The sequence below is a fragment of the Tychonema sp. LEGE 06208 genome (genome assembly GCF_015207505.1).
Classification (GTDB): domain Bacteria; phylum Cyanobacteriota; class Cyanobacteriia; order Cyanobacteriales; family Microcoleaceae; genus Microcoleus.
The window spans coordinates 38445-59800 of sequence record NZ_JADEWT010000021.1 but is presented as its reverse complement, the minus strand read 5'-3'; the positions used below and the strand labels follow the sequence as shown (position 1 = coordinate 59800).

Sequence of the window (21356 nt, the reverse complement as noted above, 5' to 3'; positions counted from 1 at the left end):
TGTGCTCGCAACACTCCTCGGACACTGCACGGCTGGGATTTTATTTCTAGGCAAGTCGGTAAATGCTCGATCGGCTTGCCAGCTCTTTAGTTGCGTCTGCAGGGGCGATCGCCCCCGCCCCTAGTGGTGTTTATTATAAAAAAGATCCGTAATAATGCTGGCGTCTGTAGGTCAGGCAAAATGTCAATTCGGCAGAGCCCGATCGTCCCTTGACTGAATGCGCTACAATTATTAAGAAATTTTTAGTTAAATTCGTTTAACGTCCCAGACGCCTTATGAGTCTTCCCATTCGCAATGTAGCCATCATCGCTCACGTCGATCACGGCAAAACCACCCTTGTAGACGCTCTCCTCAGACAGTCCGGAATCTTTCGCGAAGGTGAAGACATCCCAGATTGCGTCATGGACTCCAACGACATCGAGCGCGAGCGCGGCATTACCATCCTGTCCAAAAACACCGCTGTCAGGTACGGAGAAACCCTGATCAACATCGTCGATACCCCCGGACACGCCGACTTCGGCGGCGAAGTCGAACGAGTTCTCGGCATGGTTGACGGCTGTTTGCTGATCGTAGATGCCAACGAAGGCCCGATGCCACAAACCCGGTTCGTACTCAAAAAAGCCCTCGAAAAGGGACTGCGCCCGATCGTCTTTGTCAACAAGATCGATCGCGATCGAGCAGACCCCCACAAAGCCGTTGATAAAGTTTTGGATCTGTTCCTCGAACTAGGTGCTGACGACGATCAGTGCGAATTTCCCTACCTCTTCGGTTCCGGCTTAAGCGGTTACGCCAAAAAACACCTCGAAGACGAAGGGGTAGATATGAAGCCCCTCTTTGAAGAAATCCTCGACCACGTACCACCCCCAGTCGGCGACCCCAACAAGCCACTACAACTGCAAGTAACCACCTTAGATTACTCAGAATACGTCGGCCGCATCGTCATCGGCCGCATCCACAACGGCACGATTAAAATCGGTCAACAAGCAGTTTTGATCACCGAAAGCGGCGCGATTGTCAAATCAAAAATTAGCAAGTTGATGGGCTTTGAAGGTCTCAAACGCATTGACATCCCAGAATCTTCGGCTGGCAATATTGTCGCCGTTGCCGGTTTTGCAGATGCGTATATTGGCGAGACAATTACCTGTCCCAACGACCCGCAAGCGCTACCTTTAATCAAGGTAGACGAACCAACTTTGCAGATGACTTTCTCGGTGAACGATTCGCCGTTCTGCGGTCAAGAAGGTAGTTTGGTCACATCTCGCCAAATTCGCGATCGGCTAATGCGAGAACTCGAAACCAACGTCGCCCTGCGCGTCGAAGAAACCGAATCTCCCGACAAATTCCTCGTATCCGGCCGTGGCGAACTCCACCTCGGAATCCTAATCGAAAATATGCGTCGCGAAGGATACGAATTCCAAGTATCTCAACCGCAAGTAATCTTCCGCGAAGTCGGCGGTCGTCCCTGCGAACCCTTTGAATGTTTGGTGTTAGACGTACCCGAAGAAGCAGTCGGCGGCTGCATCGAACGCCTCGGTCAGCGGAAAGCAGAAATGCAAGATATGCACGTCAGCAGCACCGGCCGCACTCAAATCGAATTTTCAGTCCCCGCTCGCGGTTTGATTGGATTCCGAGGCGAGTTCATGCGCTTGACTCGTGGCGCTGGAATTATGAACCACAGCTTCCTGGACTATCGCCCCCTCGGTGGAGAAATTATCGCCCGTCGCAACGGAGTATTAATTTCCTTTGAAGAAGGAACTGCAACTACTTATTCACTGAAAAATGCTGAAGACCGTGGCGTATTTTTCATTACCCCTGGAACCAAGGTTTACAGAGGGATGATTATCGGAGAAAACAACCGAGATGACGACATGGAGCTGAATATTTGCAAGTCGAAGCAGTTGACAAACCACCGCGCATCTGGCGGTGAAGAATTGGCGCAATTGCAAGCACCAGTCGATATGAGTTTGGAGCGCGCTTTGGAATACATCGGTCAGGATGAATTGGTGGAAGTAACACCGAAATCAATTCGCTTGCGGAAGTTGTCCAAAAAGTTGGTCAAACGCTAAAACAAATTAAGGGCTGGTAATTTTTCCAGCCCTTATTGTCAACTTTAAACTACTCTATTTAAAGGCAATATTAATCATTTTAACTTATTAATCAAAAATAGGTAAAAACGATGTCAACAGTTTATCGTTTAAAAGCCAGGGAACTAGATAGTAATTTTCGAGAACAAATCCCAGCGATTTTTGGAGATAGAGAGATTGAAATAAGTGTTTCATAATGCGATGAAACCGAATATCTTTTGAAATCGGAAGTCAATAAAAACAACTGTTGAAAGCTCTTGAAAATGTTAAAAAAAAGCACAATTTAGTTGAAGTCTATCTACAGGATTTGCAATGAACAGAAGAATTATTTTTGAATCTTCTGCTTTTGCAGATTTTAATGAATGGGTAAAATTAGACAAAAAGATTTATCGCAAAATTGTAGAATTGATTAAAAATATATATCGATCGCCCTTTGAAGGATTGGGCAAACCAGAACCTCTGAAATAGGAGTTAAATGGCATTTGGTATTCTGTCTTTTTAGGTTGTTCTACTTAGTCAATGATATATTATCAAAGTATCCTTTTTAGATCGATTGGCATATCGTGACCCTAGTATACGATCGCGCGCTGAACAAAGTCACACAATATGTTTTAATTTATATTTGAGCAAAATTAAAGCAAGCCCAGCCATGAGTCCTAAATCCATAGCCGTAATCAACTTCAAAGGCGGAGTCGGAAAGACCACCGTCACTTGGAGTCTAGGAAATATTATATCCCAAGGAACCGACTTAGAAGTCTTGATGTTAGACCTAGACCCGCAAATGTCCCTCACAGAGGCGATCGGGCTTAACGAAAATACAGGTCATTTAGATGATAAGTTTGGTAAGTGGTACGAACAATCTCTCAAGCACAGACTCACAATTTACGACGCCCTCGAAGTCTTTAAAAAAGCCGGACAAAACTTTAAATTTCCCGTTGGTTTCGACACGATTTATCAGATTGACGAACAATTACATTTTGTCCCTTCAGTTGAAGAATTGTATTGGTTGGATTTAGATGGATTTGAGGGAAAAAGTGTTAAAGACTTCATCCGCCAATTCATCGGCAAAATCGCCAACTCTCCCAATCTCCCCAAATACGACTTGATGCTTTTTGACTGTTCGCCTTCCTTCAGTCTCCTCACCTATAGCGTACTCTCTTGCTGCGACTTAATATTAATTCCCGTCAACCCAGATTATTTTGGTTCTAGGGGATTGAGTTTAGTTTTAAACTCTCTCCAGAAACGGATTGAACCTTATCCGTTTCCCAAGATAGCAGTGTTTATGAATAAAGCTAAAACCTATGGAGGATTGCTAACAAATGAAGTTCAGTTTTACATGAGAGAAGTCAAGAGACTTTGCGCTGAGATATCCAAAGACAATAACATAGAAGTGAGATTTTTGGAATCGACTATTCGGGAAAGCGTTGGGTTGAAACGGGCGATTAATGAGGGAGAACTGCCACGAGAATTAGTTAGAGAGTTTGAGCAACTGTGGCGCGAGTGTGAGGAGTATCTGAAATGATTAAAAAAGAGATTTTTGCTGCTAATGAGCAAGAAAGTGGGGGGTTAGTTGATGAAATTGGCGAACTTAAGGAAATCTTGCGGGAGGTTTCCAAAAAATTAACCAGGATTGAGGCTCAAGTTAAGCGGGGAGTGCTTTCTGCTGCGTCTAAAAATTCGCAGTTATCTACGGCTGCTGATGTGAATAAGCCTGCTAATTTATCGGCAGGAAATGTTTTAGAAGTTTATGAAGAACTGCGTTTGCAAGCTAAGAAGGGTCATGAATTAGAGGTGAGGCAAAAATTGTCGGCGATGAGTGCAACTGACTTGAATTTGATGTGTTGCGAGTTGGGGATGCCACCAAGTAGCAAGAATCCATCTCGAAAAAAAATGTTTGAGCTAATTATTGGTAGAATTAAACAGAGTTTGATGCTGTCGCGACATATCGATCGACAAACGCTTTAAAAATTAGTATCTGAATCGAAAAAATGGGTTTTAATTTGCATTTCTAGCTGGGATATGGAATGGCATACACAATAAAAACGGCTCGTAGTGCGGACTGAATTCCGCTTTTATGCTGCGGGTTCAAGCCCGCACTACGAACCTGGCTTAATGATTGTATTTGTTCGACTGAAGATGATATTAGAGCGTTTCCGATATAACGTTGCTCAAATTGGAGTAGATGCCATAATTTTTTTCTCCTTTAATTGGTGGTGAACTTCCAACTCATCTCCCTCAAGTTCCAAGTGTTTTTCATCCTGCACTTGTTTGTCAATTTTGGGCAACTTTAAAATCGCCCCAGCCAAAACCCAGTAATACACCGATACTGGATCTACATCCAGCGGATAGTATTGAGGATTGATCGTAATAAATCCCACAAACACCCAAAAACTAGCTCCGTAACTCCGCAAATTTTTGTCTTTCACAGCACGGTAAGCTCGAAAAGTTAGAAAAGCTAAGTGTAAAAGCATGATTTGAAAAGCAATCATTCCCGGATAACCTAGTTCGTACATCAACTTAGGTTGGAAAGTCTCAATTAGCTGCGTGAAACCAAAGATCCGCGTTGAATTAGTAGCTCGTCCCACACCTCTACCGAGAGGTTTGTCAATGATAAAATTGTGGCTCTGCTCGAACTGATTAAACAGAAACTGCTGGGGCGGTGCAGCATTCCAGCGGTCAACAAAACTCTCCCACCGCTGTTCGACAACTCCCGGATTAGTTGCTGCACCGAAAAACAGCAGAATTGCCAATCCTGCACCGATGGGAATAAATCGTTTGAAATTAACAAATTGACCCGTGAGAACGAGCAGGATAGCGGTGGTAGCTGGAACCATAACTAAAGCTGCTCTTTGACCGGAAATAACTGCATTGGCAAATACTAATGCCATGCCAAATAAACCGATAACTCGCCACCAGAATGAAGGATCGCAAAAGGCTGAAGCAAAGGTTAAAAAAGCATTAGAAATTAAAAACCAAGCCCACTGCCAAGGAGCTACAAAAGTTCCCGGTAAGCGGATAAACTTGACTTCGGGACTGAATACCAGAGAACCTCCGACAAAACATCTAGCTTGCAGCGTGGCTTTATATAATTCTTCTCCGGTCATGCCTCTGGTGCCGGCGCACTTGCCACTTTGCAGCAACAGGTATTGAATCAAACCGAGAAGACAGCAGGCGATCGCCAAAACTACGTGCATTCTACCAAAAAACACCAAATCCTTTTTAGTACGGATCAGATAATAGGTACAAGCAATCAGCGGTATGTAACCTATCAATACTTTTAAGCCGAGAATTGCTTGCAGAATGGGTTTGTCGCCCTTCATCGGGTTGAGCTGCATTTCCCCGTTGACAAAAATTAAAGTCAGCATTGCCATCATCAACAGGATGCTGAAGGTTGAAAGCATTTCTTTCGGAATAAACAGGGGTAACTGTTTCTTTTTGCAGCTTTGAATGAGGGCGATGAGAGCGGGTATGTAGAAAGCATCTTTGGCTACTTGAAATGCAGCATTCCCGCCGCCAATTGCGTAAGTAATTGTACCGCTAAAAGGGAGGTAAATTAGAAAACTCCACAAAGCTTGACGGGGGTATTTGTAGGAAAACTGCAAGATAGCTACAGCAACGCCTCCTGCAATCGCAATCTTAGGGCGGGCTACGAATAACAGGGGGATGCTGACAGCAACGCTGACCAGGCAGCAAATGACGATCGCCTGTACTAATTCATTGCGCTTTTCTGAAGTTTTGCGTTTTTGTGCGGCTACTTCTTTTTTGCTGAGTGCTGTTGTTTTTTCGCTGTGCTTGTGTTTAGATTTTTTGGATTTGCGCTTGGTTTTCAACATAACTTCTAGAAGGGATTTATGTAGAAGGCTGAAGGCACTCTGATGTAGCAGGCTAGAGATGTATAGCATTTCTCATAAAGATCAGGTGCCGCTGGGCATAGGCCAAACCGGGAATAGGGCATACCTCACCACGCTTGACAACCGCTATAGAAGGTAGAATTAATAGAATCAAAAATATTTTAGTAAGTGTGGTTATTTATACTTAAAGTCGATCGCGCGCCAAAAGATCGATATAGATTGTGCGCCTGACTGGGGCGGGCTTAACTGACACTCGCGACCTTGTAAAATATGACGGCTGCATCATCTATAATGTACAAATCTCGAAAGCATAATTTTAATCGATCGCTGAAACTGAATATGAAGTTAACAAAATTTGTATCGATCGCCATTGCCCTGTTTGTTGGATCGAGCGCCAGCATATTATCTAGCAACAGTAAAGCATTGGGGGCCGAAAAAGTTGTCCTGACATTTGGCCCGATCGCACAAACCATAAATATCAGCGACTTAGAAAACTTTGCTAAAAACGGCACAACGACACCAACCATCAAACAAATTATCGGGTTCTCCAAAATGGACCCACAAGTGCTGCAGGGATTGATGAGTCTAGAAATCGGTTTAAAGCCCGCTATTCTGGCGAGGGTAGTTTACAGCACCCCGGGAGAAAAAATTACGGACGAAATCGGTCAAGCAATTCGGACTCACCGCCGCACAGAAAGTGGCAAAGCCCTGCGGGCTGCGGTGATTCTGGCGTCCGGCGACGACGGTAGGCTGTCGCTGCTAGAAATCCTGAAAAAGTATCCTCTGCCGCAGGTTTACGTAGATGTTGCCAGCCTTGCGGCCACAGTTGGGAAAGTTCAGGGTTTGGTGGGGAACGTGCAAAGCCTGCTGCAAGAGTCGATGCGCGAGACAACTCGGACAACTCGCACCGAAACTCCGATCGCACCTCGTCCCAGCCTTCCGCCAACAACTCCGCCTCCGGCACGTCGTCCCGCACCCGTACCCCTACCAGCACCTGCACCACAGCCTGCGAGCCCTGTCAGAGGACTTTGGTAAGAAACGAAAATTTAATAATTTAAGCATCTCCTACAGTCTTCTCTCTTGTAAGTTTCCAGAGCAAAGGAGGCAGAGTATCGCCTATCTGCATTACCAGGCAGAGCCTGGTAACGAGCAAAGGAGCAACGAGCAAATGGGGACTTGGATTCGGAACGATCGAGCCAATTGGATTTTGGGCGATCGCAATCATTTTTTCTTCAGCAATTTTTTAAGCAACTTAGGAACCTCCGAAGGCCGAGCCGCCACGGGTATTTCCGCCTCTTCAAAGGCAGCCATTTTGTTATCGGCCTTAATTCCAAAGGCTTTCTGGGCTGCAGCGCGAGAACTGATCAAAATGCCCGCGTGGCCCAAAGACGGGCCCTTGGGAACATAGTGTCCGGCGAGATAAGCAACTACGGGTTTGTCTATTGCCGAAGCGATGTAAGAAGCTGCAGCTTGTTCGCTCCAGCCGCCCGCTTCTCCCACCAACACTATCGCCTCCGTACAGTCGTCTTCGTCCAAAATTTGCAGCCACTGCATAAACGACGAACCCAGAATCGCGTCGCAGCCAATACAAACCGCCATCGACTGCCCCAATCGGGCCCCAGTCAGTTCTAAAGCAATTTCGTAAGTCAAAGTGCTGCTGCGGCTGATGACCCCGATCGAACCGGGAGTGTAGAATTCTTTGGGGTGAGTGCCCAATAGCAGTTTGTCGGGGACAATAATCCCCGGACTGTTTGGCCCGATTAACAAAGTTTCGGTGGCCTCTGCTTTTCTGACTAAGCGCACCATATCCAGAGGAGGCACTCCCCCGGTGACGATCGCGATTTGTCGAATTCCTGCGGCGATCGCTTCTTGAGCCGCATCCAGCACCGAATAACGGTCTACCAAAATTACCGCAGTGTCAACGTTACCCACTGCCGCCACGGCTTGTTCTACCAAATCAAAAATCGGAATTCCCTCCACCTCCTGCCCGCCTTTACCGGGACTGACACCGGCGACTACATTAGTGCCGTATGCTTTCATCATCAGGGCGGTGCGGGTTGACGCTGGAGATTCTGTAATGCCCTGTACTAGGACTTTGCTTTCAGGAGTTAAATTCATTTTTTGCCATTTGACAGTCCTTCACACTCGTCTTTTGCCGATCGACTGCCGCTACTTGGCCGAGGCTACAGAAGCGGCCGCAGCCCGATCCAAACTGCTAACTAGCTGCACCGGCAACTCTCCCAAACGCTTTTTTACAGCATCAGAATCGATATCTACCAGACGCAGCACAACTTGGATGTGGCGGTTGGCGCGAGCTTTCCGTTCCAAATAGCCGGCTACTGCGGCGGTGATTTCCTCAGTTTTGGAGGCGCGGGCCAAAATATTTACCAGTATCACCTTAACGTTTTTATTTTGAGCGACTAACTCCAGGGCCAATTCCGCGCGATCGCGCAGGGCATTTGCTGTATCGTAGCGGTTTAGAGAACCCATATTCACAAAATTAGCTGGTTTTCCTCCTTGGTGGGCTACAGCATCCAAAGTTGCCATTGTCAGGCCCATTCCGTTGCACAAAATCCCGATATTCCCATCTAGTTCGATTAATTGCAAAGATTCGGAATTCGAGATTGGGGATTGAGATTTTGCGTCAAACTCCGCGGAGTGCGGGGCCGGAGAGTGAGAATTGTGACTCGCGCCCCCATGGGGATTTCTCCTGTTTCCTACGAACCCGCTGCTTTGGTTTTTACCCGAGAGTGCGGCCAAGTCTGGATGCCGCCCCAAAGCATCGTCATTGGCGGTGACTTTACCGTCTAAAGCCATTACCTCTCCCGTAGGACTGATGCCGAGAGGATTGATTTCTACTAAATCTAAATCTTTTTCGACAAACAGTCGGTACATTTTCTCGACGATCGCGCTCACCGATTGAATCAAGTCTCCCTGCAATCCCATTTTCAGCATCAAACGCCGCGCGTAGAATGGCGAAAATTCTTGGTCTACGGCAACTTGCTGCATTTTGTCGATCGACCCTTCAACATCCATACCTCCTTCTCTCGAACCCAGAAGTACCGGGCGTCGCGCTACGGGGTCTAGGAGTACCGCCAAGTAAAGTTCTTGGTCAGCGTTGTACTTAGCTTCGGCCAGCAGGACTTGGGGATATTCAGACTCGATCGGCAAATTAAAAATTGTTTGAGCAGCAGCAACTGCATCGATCGTATTTTCCACAAATTTAATACCACCCGCCCGGCCTCGTCCCCCAGCGCGCACTTGCGACTTGAGTACAACTGGGTAGGGAATTTTCAGTCCCTTGAGGTCGGCGGGATTATCAATCCGTTGTGATGGCAAAATCGGAATTGCCATCTGACGGAATAAAGATTTAGCTTGATACTCTAACAAATCCATTTTTAACTGAATGTGAGTGGGAAGTCCCGCACCCTACCTGTACTCAGGTGGGTGACGGGATGAAAACGAACCAGAAACAAGTTGAGCGATAGCGAATCAGTGATACAATTGCACTATCTTGACCACTATCCTCCTAGGCGAAAACCAAGCTAAACGGAGCGTGTAGCCAGAAAAAGTATGGGTCTTAGGAACTAGGACTCCTGCCTGTGGAGGGAAGATCAGACTACTTGCTTCAACGGATAGCAACAGCACATCCCAATGAATCAGGAAGCCAGTGCTGTATGCTACGCATCAGCGTCTGGTAGTTCACTAACGGGTGATATCATTTCCGGTCGATCTTCGTAACAAAAACGGTTCGCGCGTGCGGACTAAAGTCCGCTCCCGGATTGCCTGTGCAAGTCCGCACGCGCGAACCAATTTTATCGTTGTGAATCGACCGGATGCGATATGACTGGTAGTTGGCAACAAGCAATTCGCCGTAATTGGCAATTCATAATTATTAGATAATAATTGGTTTTTTGTCAAGTCAAAACTCAAATATTCTGGCTTTTAATTTTTATTTTTAGACTTTTGTATAGCCGATTACTTATTCGCAACAGATAGCCCATCGCCGATTACTTAATCGGTTTTGGAGTGTTTTTGGCGATCGATAAATCAATTGCCAAATTTCACTGTCCGATCGGGCGGCGATATATAACCTTCGCAAAAAAGATGTTCCGCAACCGATTTGCACTTGCCGTCAGTCGATTTTAAATACTTCGGCTTCTCTAGTCATTGGTCATTAGTCATTGGTCATTAGTCATTAGTCATTAGTCATTAGTCATTGGTCATTGGTCATTAGTCATTGGTCATTGGTCATTAGTCATTAGTCATTGGTCATTAGTCATTGGTCATTAGTCATTGGTCATTGGTCATTAGTCATTGGTCATTAGTCATTGGTCATTGGTCATTAGTCATTGGTCATTGGTCATTAGTCATTAGTCATTAGTCATTAGTCATTGGTCATTGGTCATTGGTCATTAGTCATTGGTCATTAGTCATTGGTCATTGGTCATTAGTCATTGGTCATTGGTCATTAGTCATTGGTCATTAGTCATCAGGCAGAAGAAGGAAAAACGAAGAAGGAAGAAGGAAGAAGAGATATAGCGGTTCTCATAAAAGTGAGGTATGCTTTTAGGCCCGATGCCCGATGCTTTTAGGCCCGATGCCCGATGCTTTTAGGCCCGATGCCCCATGCCCCATGCCCCATGCCCTATGCCCTATGCCCTATGCCCGATGCTTTTAGGCCCTATTAAATGGATTTACTTAGCAGCCCCTTGATGGACAGTTTTGACCCATTTTAGCCGCTTGGGACGCACCGCAATCCGAGCCGTCACAGTCCCCACCAGCAGCCAGTGCAACATATACACAGTACCCCGTAGCGTTTGCAGGAAGGTGACAAAAACTCTTTTCACCTCAAATTTCGTCTCTTTGCGAGTGCGACGCAAACCGACAAACATTCCCACCAGCGACAAGGTAAGGGTCATAAAAGTTATGGGACTGGCTAGAGGCATCCGGCGCAGTGCAATTGACATCAAAAAGTCGGGTAGCGCTACTGTGGGCAAGAAATATTGGGATACCCAAAATCCAAATAAATCCCAAGTTTTCCCGATTCCCATGCGGTTTTGCAAAATAAGCTGCCAGTAGTCAAGATAGCGCTGATAGCCGCCTTCTGCCCAGCGATTGCGCTGGTGCCACAGAGCCCTAGCGTTGGTGACTCCTTCTTCTAACACCGCTGGGAAAGGCAAAAATTCAATGTCCCACTGGTCTAGGTGCAGCCTTAGGGTCAAATCTAGATCGTCGGTAATCGTTTCCTCGTTCCAGCCGCCGCAGCTTTCTAAGGCGGTGCGGCGCATGAATTGGCCGTTACCGCGCAATTCTCCAATGCCGCCGATCGCAGTCCGCTGCTGCTGGAAAAAACTGTCGAGAGCCATTTCTGCTTCTTGGCCGCGAGTCCACACATTCACCGCAGCATTGGCGATGGCTTTTCTGACTTGCACCGCCCCTACTTGTTCTCGATCGAATACCGGCAGCACTCGGCGCAGCAAATCCGGCGTTACCGTCGCGTCGGCGTCAAATATTCCCACAAATTCGCCGCGAGTCAGCGGCAAGACTTGATTTAGGGCTCCCGACTTGCCGCCGCTGGCATTGACTCCTCTGCGAAATACTTTAAGTTGCGGGTATTTTTTGGTTAGCTGTTCCAATACCAGTGGCGTACCGTCGCTGCTGCGATCGTCGATCGCCCAAAGTTCGTAACGGTCGATCGGATAATCTAAATTGCAGATTGATTCTACCAATCGGGCAATCACCGCTTCCTCATTTTTCGCCGCCACCAGCAGCGAGACATAAGGCCAATCTTCTCGACTTTCATCTGAAAGAGGAGGGAGTGCGGGTTTGGGCCCGGCAAACAAAACTCGCAGCGCTTGCATCCACAGCAGCCCCGTCAACCCCCACACTACCCACGCACCCCAGGAAATCAAGTGCAGGGCGATCGTCCCTCCCCAAACCGCAGTCAGCACTACCGCAGCTTTTGCTCGCCTTCCCCGGTAAAGATTTTGAGGAAAAGACGGAGAACCCGGCACAGACACCGCCACCGGGATCTCTGATGAAGTTTCCGCGTCAAACACCCTGTCCCCCATGTCTGGTATGGCAAATATTTTGCTTGCCTTCGAGTTCGAGGTCAAACTATTGAGCTCTTCTCTAGCTAAATCAGGGATTTCCAAGTTAAGCTCGGTGCGAGCGTCGTTTTCTGGCCAAGAACTCTCCTGCATAGGTTACTTGATTAAACAACCAATAGTTTTTGATTTTATAGATAAGTATTTACTGTATCAGTTTCTGGGCTTTTGTCGAAAGCAGACGCTGGCACGCTTGCAGGAAAACCCTCTGCTGGTTTGACCCGCCCAAAAACGGATACTGTCGTGCCACGTACAGGAGTTTTTCGCTGTCCCAAATTTTCAACCCCTGTTCGAGCCTGCTGATTCAGGGCGCTGCAAGTAAATCTAAAATCTAAAATTGACTGGCTTTTGCTTGCGCTTAGCCTAGAATATCTGCTAGTTTTTGCAGAGCAGCTCAACTAATCTGCTAGTAGTAATTATCAGGATGTGGAAATATGTCTCTTCCTCAACTGAAGCCAGCCGACGACAAAGAAGTGAAAGTCTACGCTCCTTTCTGTCAGGAGCCCCGGCGCAAGTTTTTGCCGCACGCTATCGCTCTCTACAAGCTCAAAAGCTTGGAGGGGGCCCGAAAAGTTGACGGCGGCGAGGACGTGCCGTTTGTCGCTAGTTGGAATATTTCGTCGCTGCCGATCGATTTGACCCGCTGTCGGGTGTTGTTTGACGGCAATGCTGAACTCAGCTACGAAGTAACGATGCAAAGCTCTGAATTTGTCACTTGTTTAATTGAGGTACTTTTGACTTTTCAGCGGACTCGTACTAGCGTCGATTTTTCTAAAACGTTTTACCGCAAGCTGATGCGAATGGATGATTAACTTTCCCCGCGCCGGCACTCCCGAAAGCCTGCAATTGAATTGTGCTATAACTGGCGCACCAATCGTGTAATGCTACCACTGACGGCGACATTAAACGATCGCTGCGCCAGTTCTATTATTGATGCTCAATAGAATTGATATCGTTTCCGGTTGCATCGGAATCATAAAATCGAGTCAGCAGTCAGTAGGGGCGGTGGATGGTGCGGGCCCGCCCTCTTAATTTAACAGTCAACAGTCAGCAGTCAACAGTCAACAGTCAACAATCAACAGTCAACAGTCAACAGTCAACAGTCATGTATGAGTGCAACCGGAATTGATATGAGTTCTTGGATTGTTCTCAAGCATCTCTTTTGCAGTGCTAGGAAGTGCGATCGCGATCGTCCGATTTCCTTTGACTTTGCCCCGTCGCTTGCTGAGAATCTAACGCAGTAGCCTCAGCCAAGGAAACTCAACCTACAGCCCAAAAAGTCCGATCGCTCACTTGTCGCCCGCATTTTGGCTACCGAAATACCAGCCCGCCCACCAGCAAATTGATGTATTTTTGATTTGATTGCGGTCAGTAATAATGTCTAATTTCCGCAACAAATCTGGCAATCTTTAGTTTTTACAAAAACGGTTCTCCAGAAAATTATCGGCAATAAATATGTCTCTCCTTATATTATTTAAAACAACTACAATTAATTTGATTGAAGGTTAGTAATTCATTTTAAATGATCGGCATTTTAGGGTTGTTAATTGACTTAAAAAGCCCAAAAAAGGCTGAAAACAATACAGATTTTAGCCGTGAATTAGGGCGAAACGTTGCTGTAATGTTAATCGAAAAAAATCCGGGGGCAAACAGGTAAGAAAGCTATCGATCGCCCTTGACGCAACTCTGTTGAGAACGGCTCTCTGAAAAAACTGGTTTGAAAAACTCAGGATGTCAAAGAATGCGGACAAAAGGGTTGCGAACGCATGAATAACAAATTTAATTAAAAAAAATAATCTGACCAAAAGTGACCAAATCGAGTATAATCGAATTGCGAAATTCCGTCGCAGTGGAAAAATACTGTTGAAAAAATTAAATTTATTAAAATAGACAGGTGCAAATTGAGGAGAGAAGGCGTACCCAAATTGACTAAATATTTACTGATCGGTTCGACAAAAGCTTACAGCGGTAAGTCCGCGATCGCCCTAGGGATGGCACTCGCACTCCCGGCAAAAGGACTCTCCGTCGCCTACGGCAAGCCTCTGGGAACCTGTTTCAGCTCGGAGGGAGCTGGAACCGAGGAGGAAGACGTGCGGTTCGCGGTGGAGACGCTGAAACTCTCAGAAAGTCAGATGCCCTCAACACTGCTGTCTTTGGACGAGGAGACGGTTCACAAGCGTTTGCGGGGAGAAGACAAGACTGACTACCGGCTCTCTCTGGCGCAATATTTGCAAGGCCCCAAGGCAGACTTGGTACTGTTAGAAGGCCCGGCTAATTTGGAGGAAGGCAGTCTGTTTGACTTGTCTTTGCCTCAAGTAGCTGAGGCGGTTGATGCCTCTGTGCTGTTGGTGACGCGCCCGATCGATCTTTATATAGACGATTTGCTGTCGGCTAAACGGCGTTTAGGTTCGCGCTTGGCTGGCGTTGTCCTCAACGACGTGCCCTCGGACAAACTCGAATCGATCGCGACGACAGTGCGGCCTTTCTTGGAGGCTGCGGGTATTCCAGTTTTGGGAATGCTGCCGAGAAGCGCTTTGCTGCGGAGTGTCAGCGTCAAAGAATTGGTGCACCAATTGAAAGCCGAAGTGCTCTGCCGTCCAGACCGTTTGGATTTGATGGTGGAAACCTTGACAATTGGCGCGATGAATGTTAGCTCGGCGATGAAGTATTTCCGCAAAGCGAGAAATATGGCGGTAGTCACCGGGGGCGATCGCACCGACATTCAACTCGCGGCCCTGGAAAGCTCAACTCAGTGCTTAATTCTCACAGGCCACTTGCCTCCTTCTCCCCTGGTAATCGGCAGAGCAGAAGAAATGGAAATTCCAGTTTTGTCTGTAGATTTGGATACCCTAACCACGGTAGAAATTATCGACAGCACCTTTGGCAGCGTGCGCCTGCACGAACGGATCAAGGTGGAATGCGTTACTCAGCTAATGGCAGAACACTTTGACTGGGACAGCACGATCGCATCCTTGGGTTTGGGAGCGAAAGTCCATTAAGCAGGCCGCCGGAGTGTAAGAAGGCAGAATTTTTTTTTGAATTAAAAAATAAAAATGGAAAATTCTTAAATTCTCAATTTTTCAGGAATTCTACCTTCAGCTACGGCTGCCCAATGCCTTATGGCTCCCTCAAATCTCGCCATCCCCCAGTCAAATCTTGTAAATGTGCAATTTTTAACTGGTTTTTGGCGGCAATTGCTGGGGAGTCTGCTAAAATCCACAACGTAGTTTTATTTAATTTAATAAATTCTTTGAGTCAATCAATTGAGCTACCCAGAGTTGATGATTTTTTACAAGAACTTGCGGCGATCCAGCAAACCAGCTCCAAGCGGATTGCTCTTTTGGGTTCTCGTCACGTTCCTATTACCCACCAGCAGCTAATTGAGATGCTGAGCTACGCCTTAGTTCTGGGAGGCAATCAGCTCATCACATCAGGCGCTACAGGCACTAATTCTGCCGCGATTCGGGGGGCAATGCAGGCAGATCCTAATCTGCTGACGGTGATTTTGCCACAAAGTATGAGCCGCCAGCCGCGGGAGTCCCGCGATCAGCTCGAACAAGTCATACATTTGGTAGAAAATCCCAAAAATGACAGTTTGTCTCTCCCGGAAGCAAGCGCCATGTGCAATCAGGAGATCATTTCTCGCTGTCAGCAACTGATCTGTTTTGCTTTTCACGAAAGCCACACTTTGCTGAAAACTTGCCAAGACGCGGAAGAACAGCGCAAGGTGGTTACTCTGTTCTATTTTGATTGAAATGCGAGGCGGATGATGCTGTTGGGATTGCCTGTGTCGGTTATTCTGCTTGATTGTATTGCTGCTGCAGCGGCGCTGGTTTATGCACCGTTTTTGGTGGTTGCCCTCGCCCGCTTGCAGCTAGGCTACGACCAAGCAGCGCCGCGCGCTATGTTTGAGAGGTTGCCGGATTACGCTCAGCGGGCAACTTGGGCCCACCAAAATTCGTTTGAGACGTTTATGCTGTTTTCGGCGGCGGCTTTGATGGCTTTTGTGACGGGGGTAGATTCGGAGGCGGCGGGTTTGGCTGCGATCGCTTTTACGATCGCCCGCTTGTTATTTTCCGTTTTCTATATTCTGAATGTGCCTCTGGGGCGATCGCTCATGTTTGCGATTAGTTCTTCCTGCACAGTTACTTTATTCTATTTCAGTTTGATGGCTGTTAATTAATAGTCAGCAGTCATTAGTCATTAGTCATTAGTCATTAGTCAGTAGTCAGTTGGCAGTTGCTAGTTGCTAGTTGACTGTTGGCAGTTGCTAGTTGCTAGTTGGCAGTTGCTAGTTGGCAGTAGTTAACAGTCAACACTCAACAGTCAACAGTCAACAGTCAACAGTCAACAGCTAACAATGCCCAAGGCCCAATGCCCAAGGCCCAATGCCCATTACCAAATATTAATTTATGGCTGCTAGTTATTCCTTTGATATTGTCAGCGATTTCGATCGGCAAGAAGTAGTTAACGCTGTTGACCAAACAGTGCGGGAAATTCAAAGCCGCTACGACTTGAAAGATACCAAAACCACCGTCGAATTGGGCGCAGAATCGATAGTTGTCAACACCGACAGCGAATTTACTCTCGATGCAATTCACACTGTTTTGCAAACAAAAGCTGCCAAGCGGAATTTATCTCTGAAAATTTTTGATTACGGCAAAATTGATCCGGCTAGCGGCAGCCGCGTCCGTCAAGAAATCAAACTAAAAAAAGGGATTGACCAGGAAATTGCCAAAAAAATCACTAAATTAATTCGAGATGAGTTTAAAAAGATTCAAGGCTCAATTCAAGGTGATGCAGTGCGCGTTTCTGCCAAGGATAAAGATGATTTGCAGTTGGTAATTCAACGCTTGAAGCAAGAAGATTATCCGATGGCTTTGCAGTTTACAAATTATCGGTAAATTTTTGCAAGCTAAGTATGGGATTCCCAGTTGTGCGATCGCCTCTTTGAGTGCGATTGAAATTGCCTTGCACTTGCTGGGATTCAAAAATCTTGCTTTGTTGTAAGCTGATGCTGATAGGGGTAAAATATATTTATGAGGAAATGCAATCTCATAATGGCGATCGTCTAACGCAAGCAGAATTAACATCAGAAACATTTAAAGTAAGTAGGTCGGCGGGCTTAAACTGAACGATATAACTGTATGTAAACAGCCTCTCCTAGTGCTGATTTTTTGGTATTTTGATAGTTGACAGTCGTTTACATAGTTGCGTTTTACAGCGCCATGAATGGATGATAAGCTGATCTGAAGTTGTGTTAGAAGCCAACACATAAAAGGTGATGAAAGTTATTCAATAAATTCCTGAAACTTAACTATTTTCAATCAAAAGCCTGACTCAATTAACACGTCAATTTCAATCTGAGCAAATTCTTGATTTGATAGAACCTTTAATGGTTCCTAATTGATAGTTGACAGTTTTTGTGAAGCAAGTTAATACCTAAAAAATGAGCGCAAAAAAACATTTTTTTAACCTCTTAAATAATCTCGGCTTAGAAATAAAAAATCCCCACTGGTGGCTTCAAGTTCTGATTATTTCCATTGTTTATCCTTTGATTTGTTGGCTGCTCACGAATAATCATAAAATATCCAGTATTACGATTATTCCACCATATCTTTCACCCGTTTGGCCCGGAACAGGATGGATGTTCGCCACTTTATTGGAGTGGGGTTATTCTCGTTGGTTAGGTATCTTTATGGGTCAATTTATTGCGACCTTAATCATGTGGCCGATATCCCCAAGCTTATTATGGAGTAATGTTTTCAATACTATTAGTGTAACGATTTGGAATTTATTGGCAGTATTTGTGATTCGACGGTTAACTCGCACAAAATTTCCTTTTAATGAAGTCAATCATGTAGTAATTTTTATCGCCGTTAGTTTTTTAGGAGTTAGTTTACCCAACGCTTTGATCGGGACTTGTTCATTCACTTATCAGAAACTTGTCCCCCTGTCTGACTTTATAAAAACTTTCACTGGTTGGTGGATTGGTGATAGTATAGGCATCTTACTTTTTACCCCTTTTTTATTAATTTGTTGTTTAAAAAAACAGAAATTTTATGCCCCGCAGTCTTGGGTTAGTGGAGAATTTCTGATTATTGCTATTCTTTTGGGAATAGTCATTAAATTTTCCTTATTTGAGAGTCAACCTGTAGAATATTTACTTTTACCCCCTCTCTTATGGTCTGTTTTTCGTTTTAGTCAGAAAGTTACTACTATTTTAGTCACCGCCATTTGTAGTATGGCTTTTATCACTACGGCTTATAAAATTGGTATTTTTTATAAGGCGGCATTGGCTCGTAATTCCCTTTTGTTACTACTTTTATTTGTGGGGGTACTTTCCCTTACGACGATGGTGACATCTGCGATTGTTTCGGAAAATCGTCAAGCGGCTTTGAAATTACAACAAGCTAATGCGGAATTAGAAGAAAGAGTGATTCAGCGTACTATGGCTTTGCAGGAAAGTGAGAAGATTTCCCGAGAGTTGGCAGTGAAAGCAGAAGCCGCTAATCAAGCTAAAAGTACATTTATTGCCAATATGAGCCACGAATTGCGATCGCCCCTCAATGCTATTCTCGGCTTTTCGCAATTGATGGTACGCGCCACAAATATGCCCCCCGAACAATACGAGAATGCCGGAATTATCTATCGCAGTGGTGATTATCTCTTAACGCTGATTAATAATGTACTCGATTTATCAAAAATCGAAGCAGGTAAAACCACCCTTAATCTTACAGACTTTGACCTACATATATTGCTAAATGATTTAGAAGATATGCTGCATTTGCGCGCAACTAATGCTGGATTGAAGATGATTTTTCAGCGTACCGAAAATGTCGCCCGCTATATCTGTACCGATGAACTAAAACTGCGTCAGGTTTTAATTAATTTACTCAGCAATGCTATCAAATTTACCTCAGAGGGTAACATTACTCTCAATGTTTTTCAGGGAGAACAAGAAACCACAGATGTTTTTCAGATTCATTTTCGGGTGCGCGATACTGGGGTGGGTATTGCAGCCGCAGAACTGCCAAAACTATTTGATGTTTTTAGTCAAGCCCAAGCCGGAAAAGAAATGCAGGAAGGAACGGGTTTAGGTTTAGCAATCAGCCGAAAATTTGTGCAATTGATGGGGGGAGATATTTCGGTAAAAAGTGAATTAGGAAAAGGTACAACTTTCTCATTCTATATTCAGGTAAAATTGGGCGAAAAAACCAACAGCAAGATTACAGGAGAATATCCCAGAGTGCTAGCACTTGCTCCCGGTCAACTTAGCTACAAAATTCTCACAGTCGATGATCAATATATTAATCGACAATTACTAATTAAGTTGCTCAGTCCCTTGGGATTTGAGGTGAAAGAAGCTAGTAACGGACAAGAGGCGATCGCAATTTGGGATGAATGGGAACCTCACCTGATCTGGATGGACATGAGGATGCCAGTGATGGATGGCTACGAAGCGACAAAATACATCAAATCTACCACCAAAGGCAATGCTACAGCTATAATCGCGTTAACAGCGAGTGTTTTGGAAGAAGAAAGGGCGATCGTGCTTTCAGCCGGTTGTGATGACTTCCTTCGCAAACCCTTCGTTGAACACAGTATTTTTGAGACACTAGCTAAGCATTTGGGAGTCAAATATATCTATGCAGAAACAATATCTCCAGTTTTTGATGATACAGAAAAAAGCCCATTGACATCGGAAGATTTAACCTGTATGACTCAAGAATGGATTAGTCAACTATACGCAGCCGCACTTGAGGCAAATACCAACCTCGTGTTACAAGTCGTAGGAGAAATTCCCCAAACAGAAACTCGTTTGATAAAATCCCTGACAAAAATTGCCATTCAATTTAAATTTGAGCAGATTCTTGATTTAGTAGAACCTCTGATAAGCAATGAATCTTAATTCTGGCATCGAAAATAAAGGTAATATTCTAATTGTAGACGATCTTCTAGAAAATCTACAATTACTAAGCAATGCACTCCTCAAACTCGGCTACACTGTTCGCAGCGTCACCAGCGGGCGGATGGCACTAAAAACCGTGAATGTAAAGCGACCAGATGTAATACTTTTAGATGTTAAGATGCCCGAAATGGATGGTTATCAAGTCTGTAGAACTCTCAAAGCTGATGCAGACTTTAGCCACATTCCAGTGATTTTCATTAGTGCTTTAGATGATGTCTTCGACAAAGTAACCGCCTTTGAGTTAGGGGCTATAGACTACATTACCAAACCATTTCAAATCGAAGAAGTCGTGGCGCGTCTGGAAAATCAGTTAACCATTCAACGCCAGCAACAGCTTCTGGAAAAAGAAAATATTAAGCGCCGGGAAACAGAAGAGGTACTTTATCAATCGAGGGCTTTACTTGCTAGTGTTTTGAATAGTTCCCTTGATGGTATTGCGGCAATGCAGGCTGTTCGTAATACCGAAACAGGGGAGATTGAGGATTTTCGGTGTTTACTCGTCAACCCCGTGACTGCTAGAGCTTTTAAACGCAGTCGTGAAGAGATGATTGGCAAATTGGTACTAAAAAAGTTTTTGAGTAAGATTGATCCAGAACTATTTAATGGCTTCGTTAATATTGTCGAGATGGGGGAATCTTTAGAACAGGATTTTTACTATGAATCAGGAAAATCTTGCTGGTTTCACTTCGTAGCAGTCAAGCTAGGAGATGGTTTTTCCGTTACTATCCGTGATATTACCGCCCGCAAACAAATTGAATTGGCTCTGCAAGATGCCAATCAAAAATTAGAAGAACTGGCCAATCTAGATGGTTTGACTCAGGTGGCTAACCGTCGCTGTTTCAACAATCGCCTTCAAAGTGAATGGCAACGCCTAGCGCGAGAAAATCAGCCACTTTCTCTAATTTTATTGGACGTTGATAAATTCAAATCCTACAACGACTACTACGGTCATCTGGCTGGCGATGATTGCTTAATTAGAATAGGGCAAATATTACAAAAAGTAGTCATTCGTCCCACCGATTTAGCAGCGCGTTACGGTGGCGAAGAATTTGTGACACTCCTCCCGAATACGGATTTAGAAGGAGGGATTAAGGTGGCACAAAACATTCAGCAAGAAATTCACAATCTGGCGATTCCCCATGCACAGTCTGACGTGAAGGAAATCGTCACAGTTAGTTTGGGTATTTCCTCACTCATACCAAGGCTGGAAGTTCAACCAGAGACACTGGTAGCCTATGCAGACAAAGCTTTGTACGATGCTAAACAACAGGGGCGCGATCGCTGGAGTACAAATTGTTGAAAAATCGGGGCGTTTTTCGAGGAAGGGGGAATTATACCG

The 21356-nt window shown here is 45.3% G+C and carries 18 protein-coding genes; 13 read left to right on the top strand and 5 right to left on the bottom strand.

Annotated features, from left to right (window positions below; all coding sequences use genetic code 11):
- The first annotated feature begins 1 nt into the window (after nucleotide 1).
- The 5 genes from IQ263_RS29240 (at nucleotide 2) to IQ263_RS08180 (ending at nucleotide 4049) form a co-directional block, all read left to right on the top strand.
- Complete coding sequence (locus IQ263_RS29240; RefSeq protein WP_255515829.1) at nucleotides 2-124, top strand: hypothetical protein; 123 nt, start codon at nucleotides 2-4, stop codon at nucleotides 122-124.
- 151 nt (nucleotides 125-275) lie between these two features.
- Entirely contained in the window at nucleotides 276-2066 is a 1791-nt protein-coding gene (gene typA, locus IQ263_RS08195; protein ID WP_194066995.1) for a translational GTPase TypA, read from the top strand.
- A 330-nt stretch (nucleotides 2067-2396) separates the two neighbouring features.
- Nucleotides 2397-2552, top strand: coding sequence for a type II toxin-antitoxin system YoeB family toxin (locus IQ263_RS08190; RefSeq protein WP_194066994.1), 156 nt, complete (start codon nucleotides 2397-2399; stop codon nucleotides 2550-2552).
- Nucleotides 2553-2733: 181 nt separating this feature from the next.
- Nucleotides 2734-3606 carry a ParA family protein gene (locus tag IQ263_RS08185; protein WP_194066993.1) on the top strand — a complete coding sequence of 291 codons (873 nt, stop codon included), beginning with the start codon at nucleotides 2734-2736 and terminating at the stop codon, nucleotides 3604-3606.
- Entirely contained in the window at nucleotides 3603-4049 is a 447-nt protein-coding gene (locus IQ263_RS08180) for a hypothetical protein (protein WP_194066992.1), read from the top strand. The genes IQ263_RS08185 and IQ263_RS08180 overlap by 4 nt, the downstream gene beginning before the upstream one ends.
- 203 nt (nucleotides 4050-4252) lie before the next feature.
- On the opposite strand, the gene hpsL is transcribed toward IQ263_RS08180, so the two are convergent.
- Nucleotides 4253-5917, bottom strand: coding sequence for a hormogonium polysaccharide biosynthesis protein HpsL (gene hpsL, locus IQ263_RS08175; RefSeq protein WP_194066991.1), 1665 nt, complete (start codon nucleotides 5915-5917; stop codon nucleotides 4253-4255).
- 357 nt (nucleotides 5918-6274) lie between these two features.
- Here hpsL and IQ263_RS08170 point away from each other — a divergent pair, with 357 nt between their 5' ends.
- Nucleotides 6275-6970, top strand: a complete 696-nt coding sequence (locus IQ263_RS08170; RefSeq protein WP_228049882.1) for an alpha/beta hydrolase — start codon at nucleotides 6275-6277, stop codon at nucleotides 6968-6970.
- Between the two features lie 19 nt (nucleotides 6971-6989).
- Here IQ263_RS08170 and IQ263_RS08165 read toward each other — a convergent pair whose 3' ends face one another.
- From IQ263_RS08165 to IQ263_RS08150, 4 genes are all read right to left on the bottom strand, one after another.
- Nucleotides 6990-7160, bottom strand: a complete 171-nt coding sequence (locus tag IQ263_RS08165) for a hypothetical protein (RefSeq protein ID WP_194066989.1) — start codon at nucleotides 7158-7160, stop codon at nucleotides 6990-6992.
- Complete coding sequence (locus IQ263_RS08160; protein ID WP_194012161.1) at nucleotides 7157-8053, bottom strand: succinate--CoA ligase subunit alpha; 897 nt, start codon at nucleotides 8051-8053, stop codon at nucleotides 7157-7159. Before IQ263_RS08160 ends, IQ263_RS08165 begins: the two co-directional genes overlap by 4 nt.
- 51 nt (nucleotides 8054-8104) lie before the next feature.
- Complete coding sequence (locus IQ263_RS08155; protein WP_194066988.1) at nucleotides 8105-9331, bottom strand: succinate--CoA ligase subunit beta; 1227 nt, start codon at nucleotides 9329-9331, stop codon at nucleotides 8105-8107.
- A 1301-nt stretch (nucleotides 9332-10632) separates the two neighbouring features.
- A complete protein-coding gene (locus tag IQ263_RS08150) occupies nucleotides 10633-12141 on the bottom strand; it encodes a glycosyltransferase family 2 protein (protein WP_194066987.1) in 1509 nt (502 codons plus the stop codon).
- Between the two features lie 338 nt (nucleotides 12142-12479).
- Here IQ263_RS08150 and ebsA point away from each other — a divergent pair, with 338 nt between their 5' ends.
- From ebsA to IQ263_RS08115, 7 genes are all read left to right on the top strand, one after another.
- Complete coding sequence (gene ebsA / locus IQ263_RS08145) at nucleotides 12480-12857, top strand: type IV pilus biogenesis protein EbsA (protein WP_194066986.1); 378 nt, start codon at nucleotides 12480-12482, stop codon at nucleotides 12855-12857.
- Between the two features lie 1089 nt (nucleotides 12858-13946).
- Entirely contained in the window at nucleotides 13947-15044 is a 1098-nt protein-coding gene (locus IQ263_RS08140) for a phosphotransacetylase family protein (RefSeq protein WP_194011604.1), read from the top strand.
- A 251-nt stretch (nucleotides 15045-15295) separates the two neighbouring features.
- Nucleotides 15296-15799: a DNA recombination-mediator protein A gene (locus tag IQ263_RS08135; protein ID WP_194011610.1), complete on the top strand. Its 504-nt coding sequence runs from the start codon at nucleotides 15296-15298 to the stop codon at nucleotides 15797-15799.
- A 15-nt stretch (nucleotides 15800-15814) separates the two neighbouring features.
- Complete coding sequence (locus tag IQ263_RS08130) at nucleotides 15815-16228, top strand: MAPEG family protein (RefSeq protein ID WP_194011609.1); 414 nt, start codon at nucleotides 15815-15817, stop codon at nucleotides 16226-16228.
- Nucleotides 16229-16457: 229 nt separating this feature from the next.
- Nucleotides 16458-16949, top strand: coding sequence for a YajQ family cyclic di-GMP-binding protein (locus IQ263_RS08125; RefSeq protein WP_194011603.1), 492 nt, complete (start codon nucleotides 16458-16460; stop codon nucleotides 16947-16949).
- A gap of 545 nt (nucleotides 16950-17494) precedes the next feature.
- Complete coding sequence (locus IQ263_RS08120) at nucleotides 17495-19957, top strand: ATP-binding protein (protein WP_194066985.1); 2463 nt, start codon at nucleotides 17495-17497, stop codon at nucleotides 19955-19957.
- Nucleotides 19947-21317, top strand: a complete 1371-nt coding sequence (locus tag IQ263_RS08115; protein WP_194066984.1) for a diguanylate cyclase domain-containing protein — start codon at nucleotides 19947-19949, stop codon at nucleotides 21315-21317. The genes IQ263_RS08120 and IQ263_RS08115 overlap by 11 nt, the downstream gene beginning before the upstream one ends.
- The last annotated feature ends 39 nt before the right edge of the window (nucleotides 21318-21356 follow it).

Bases quoted from the DNA above. Each gene is read 5' to 3' on its own strand.
- typA (WP_194066995.1), top strand. From the start codon at position 276: ATGAGTCTTCCCATTCGCAATGTAGCCATCATCGCTCACGTCGATCAC.
- IQ263_RS08190 (WP_194066994.1), top strand. From the start codon at position 2,397: ATGAACAGAAGAATTATTTTTGAATCTTCTGCTTTTGCAGATTTTAAT.
- IQ263_RS08185 (WP_194066993.1), top strand. From the start codon at position 2,734: ATGAGTCCTAAATCCATAGCCGTAATCAACTTCAAAGGCGGAGTCGGA.
- IQ263_RS08180 (WP_194066992.1), top strand. From the start codon at position 3,603: ATGATTAAAAAAGAGATTTTTGCTGCTAATGAGCAAGAAAGTGGGGGG.
- hpsL (WP_194066991.1), bottom strand. From the start codon at position 5,917: ATGTTGAAAACCAAGCGCAAATCCAAAAAATCTAAACACAAGCACAGC.
- IQ263_RS08170 (WP_228049882.1), top strand. From the start codon at position 6,275: ATGAAGTTAACAAAATTTGTATCGATCGCCATTGCCCTGTTTGTTGGA.
- IQ263_RS08165 (WP_194066989.1), bottom strand. From the start codon at position 7,160: ATGATTGCGATCGCCCAAAATCCAATTGGCTCGATCGTTCCGAATCCA.
- IQ263_RS08160 (WP_194012161.1), bottom strand. From the start codon at position 8,053: ATGAATTTAACTCCTGAAAGCAAAGTCCTAGTACAGGGCATTACAGAA.
- IQ263_RS08155 (WP_194066988.1), bottom strand. From the start codon at position 9,331: ATGGATTTGTTAGAGTATCAAGCTAAATCTTTATTCCGTCAGATGGCA.
- IQ263_RS08150 (WP_194066987.1), bottom strand. From the start codon at position 12,141: ATGCAGGAGAGTTCTTGGCCAGAAAACGACGCTCGCACCGAGCTTAAC.
- ebsA (WP_194066986.1), top strand. From the start codon at position 12,480: ATGTCTCTTCCTCAACTGAAGCCAGCCGACGACAAAGAAGTGAAAGTC.
- IQ263_RS08130 (WP_194011609.1), top strand. From the start codon at position 15,815: ATGCTGTTGGGATTGCCTGTGTCGGTTATTCTGCTTGATTGTATTGCT.
- IQ263_RS08125 (WP_194011603.1), top strand. From the start codon at position 16,458: ATGGCTGCTAGTTATTCCTTTGATATTGTCAGCGATTTCGATCGGCAA.
- IQ263_RS08120 (WP_194066985.1), top strand. From the start codon at position 17,495: ATGAGCGCAAAAAAACATTTTTTTAACCTCTTAAATAATCTCGGCTTA.
- IQ263_RS08115 (WP_194066984.1), top strand. From the start codon at position 19,947: ATGAATCTTAATTCTGGCATCGAAAATAAAGGTAATATTCTAATTGTA.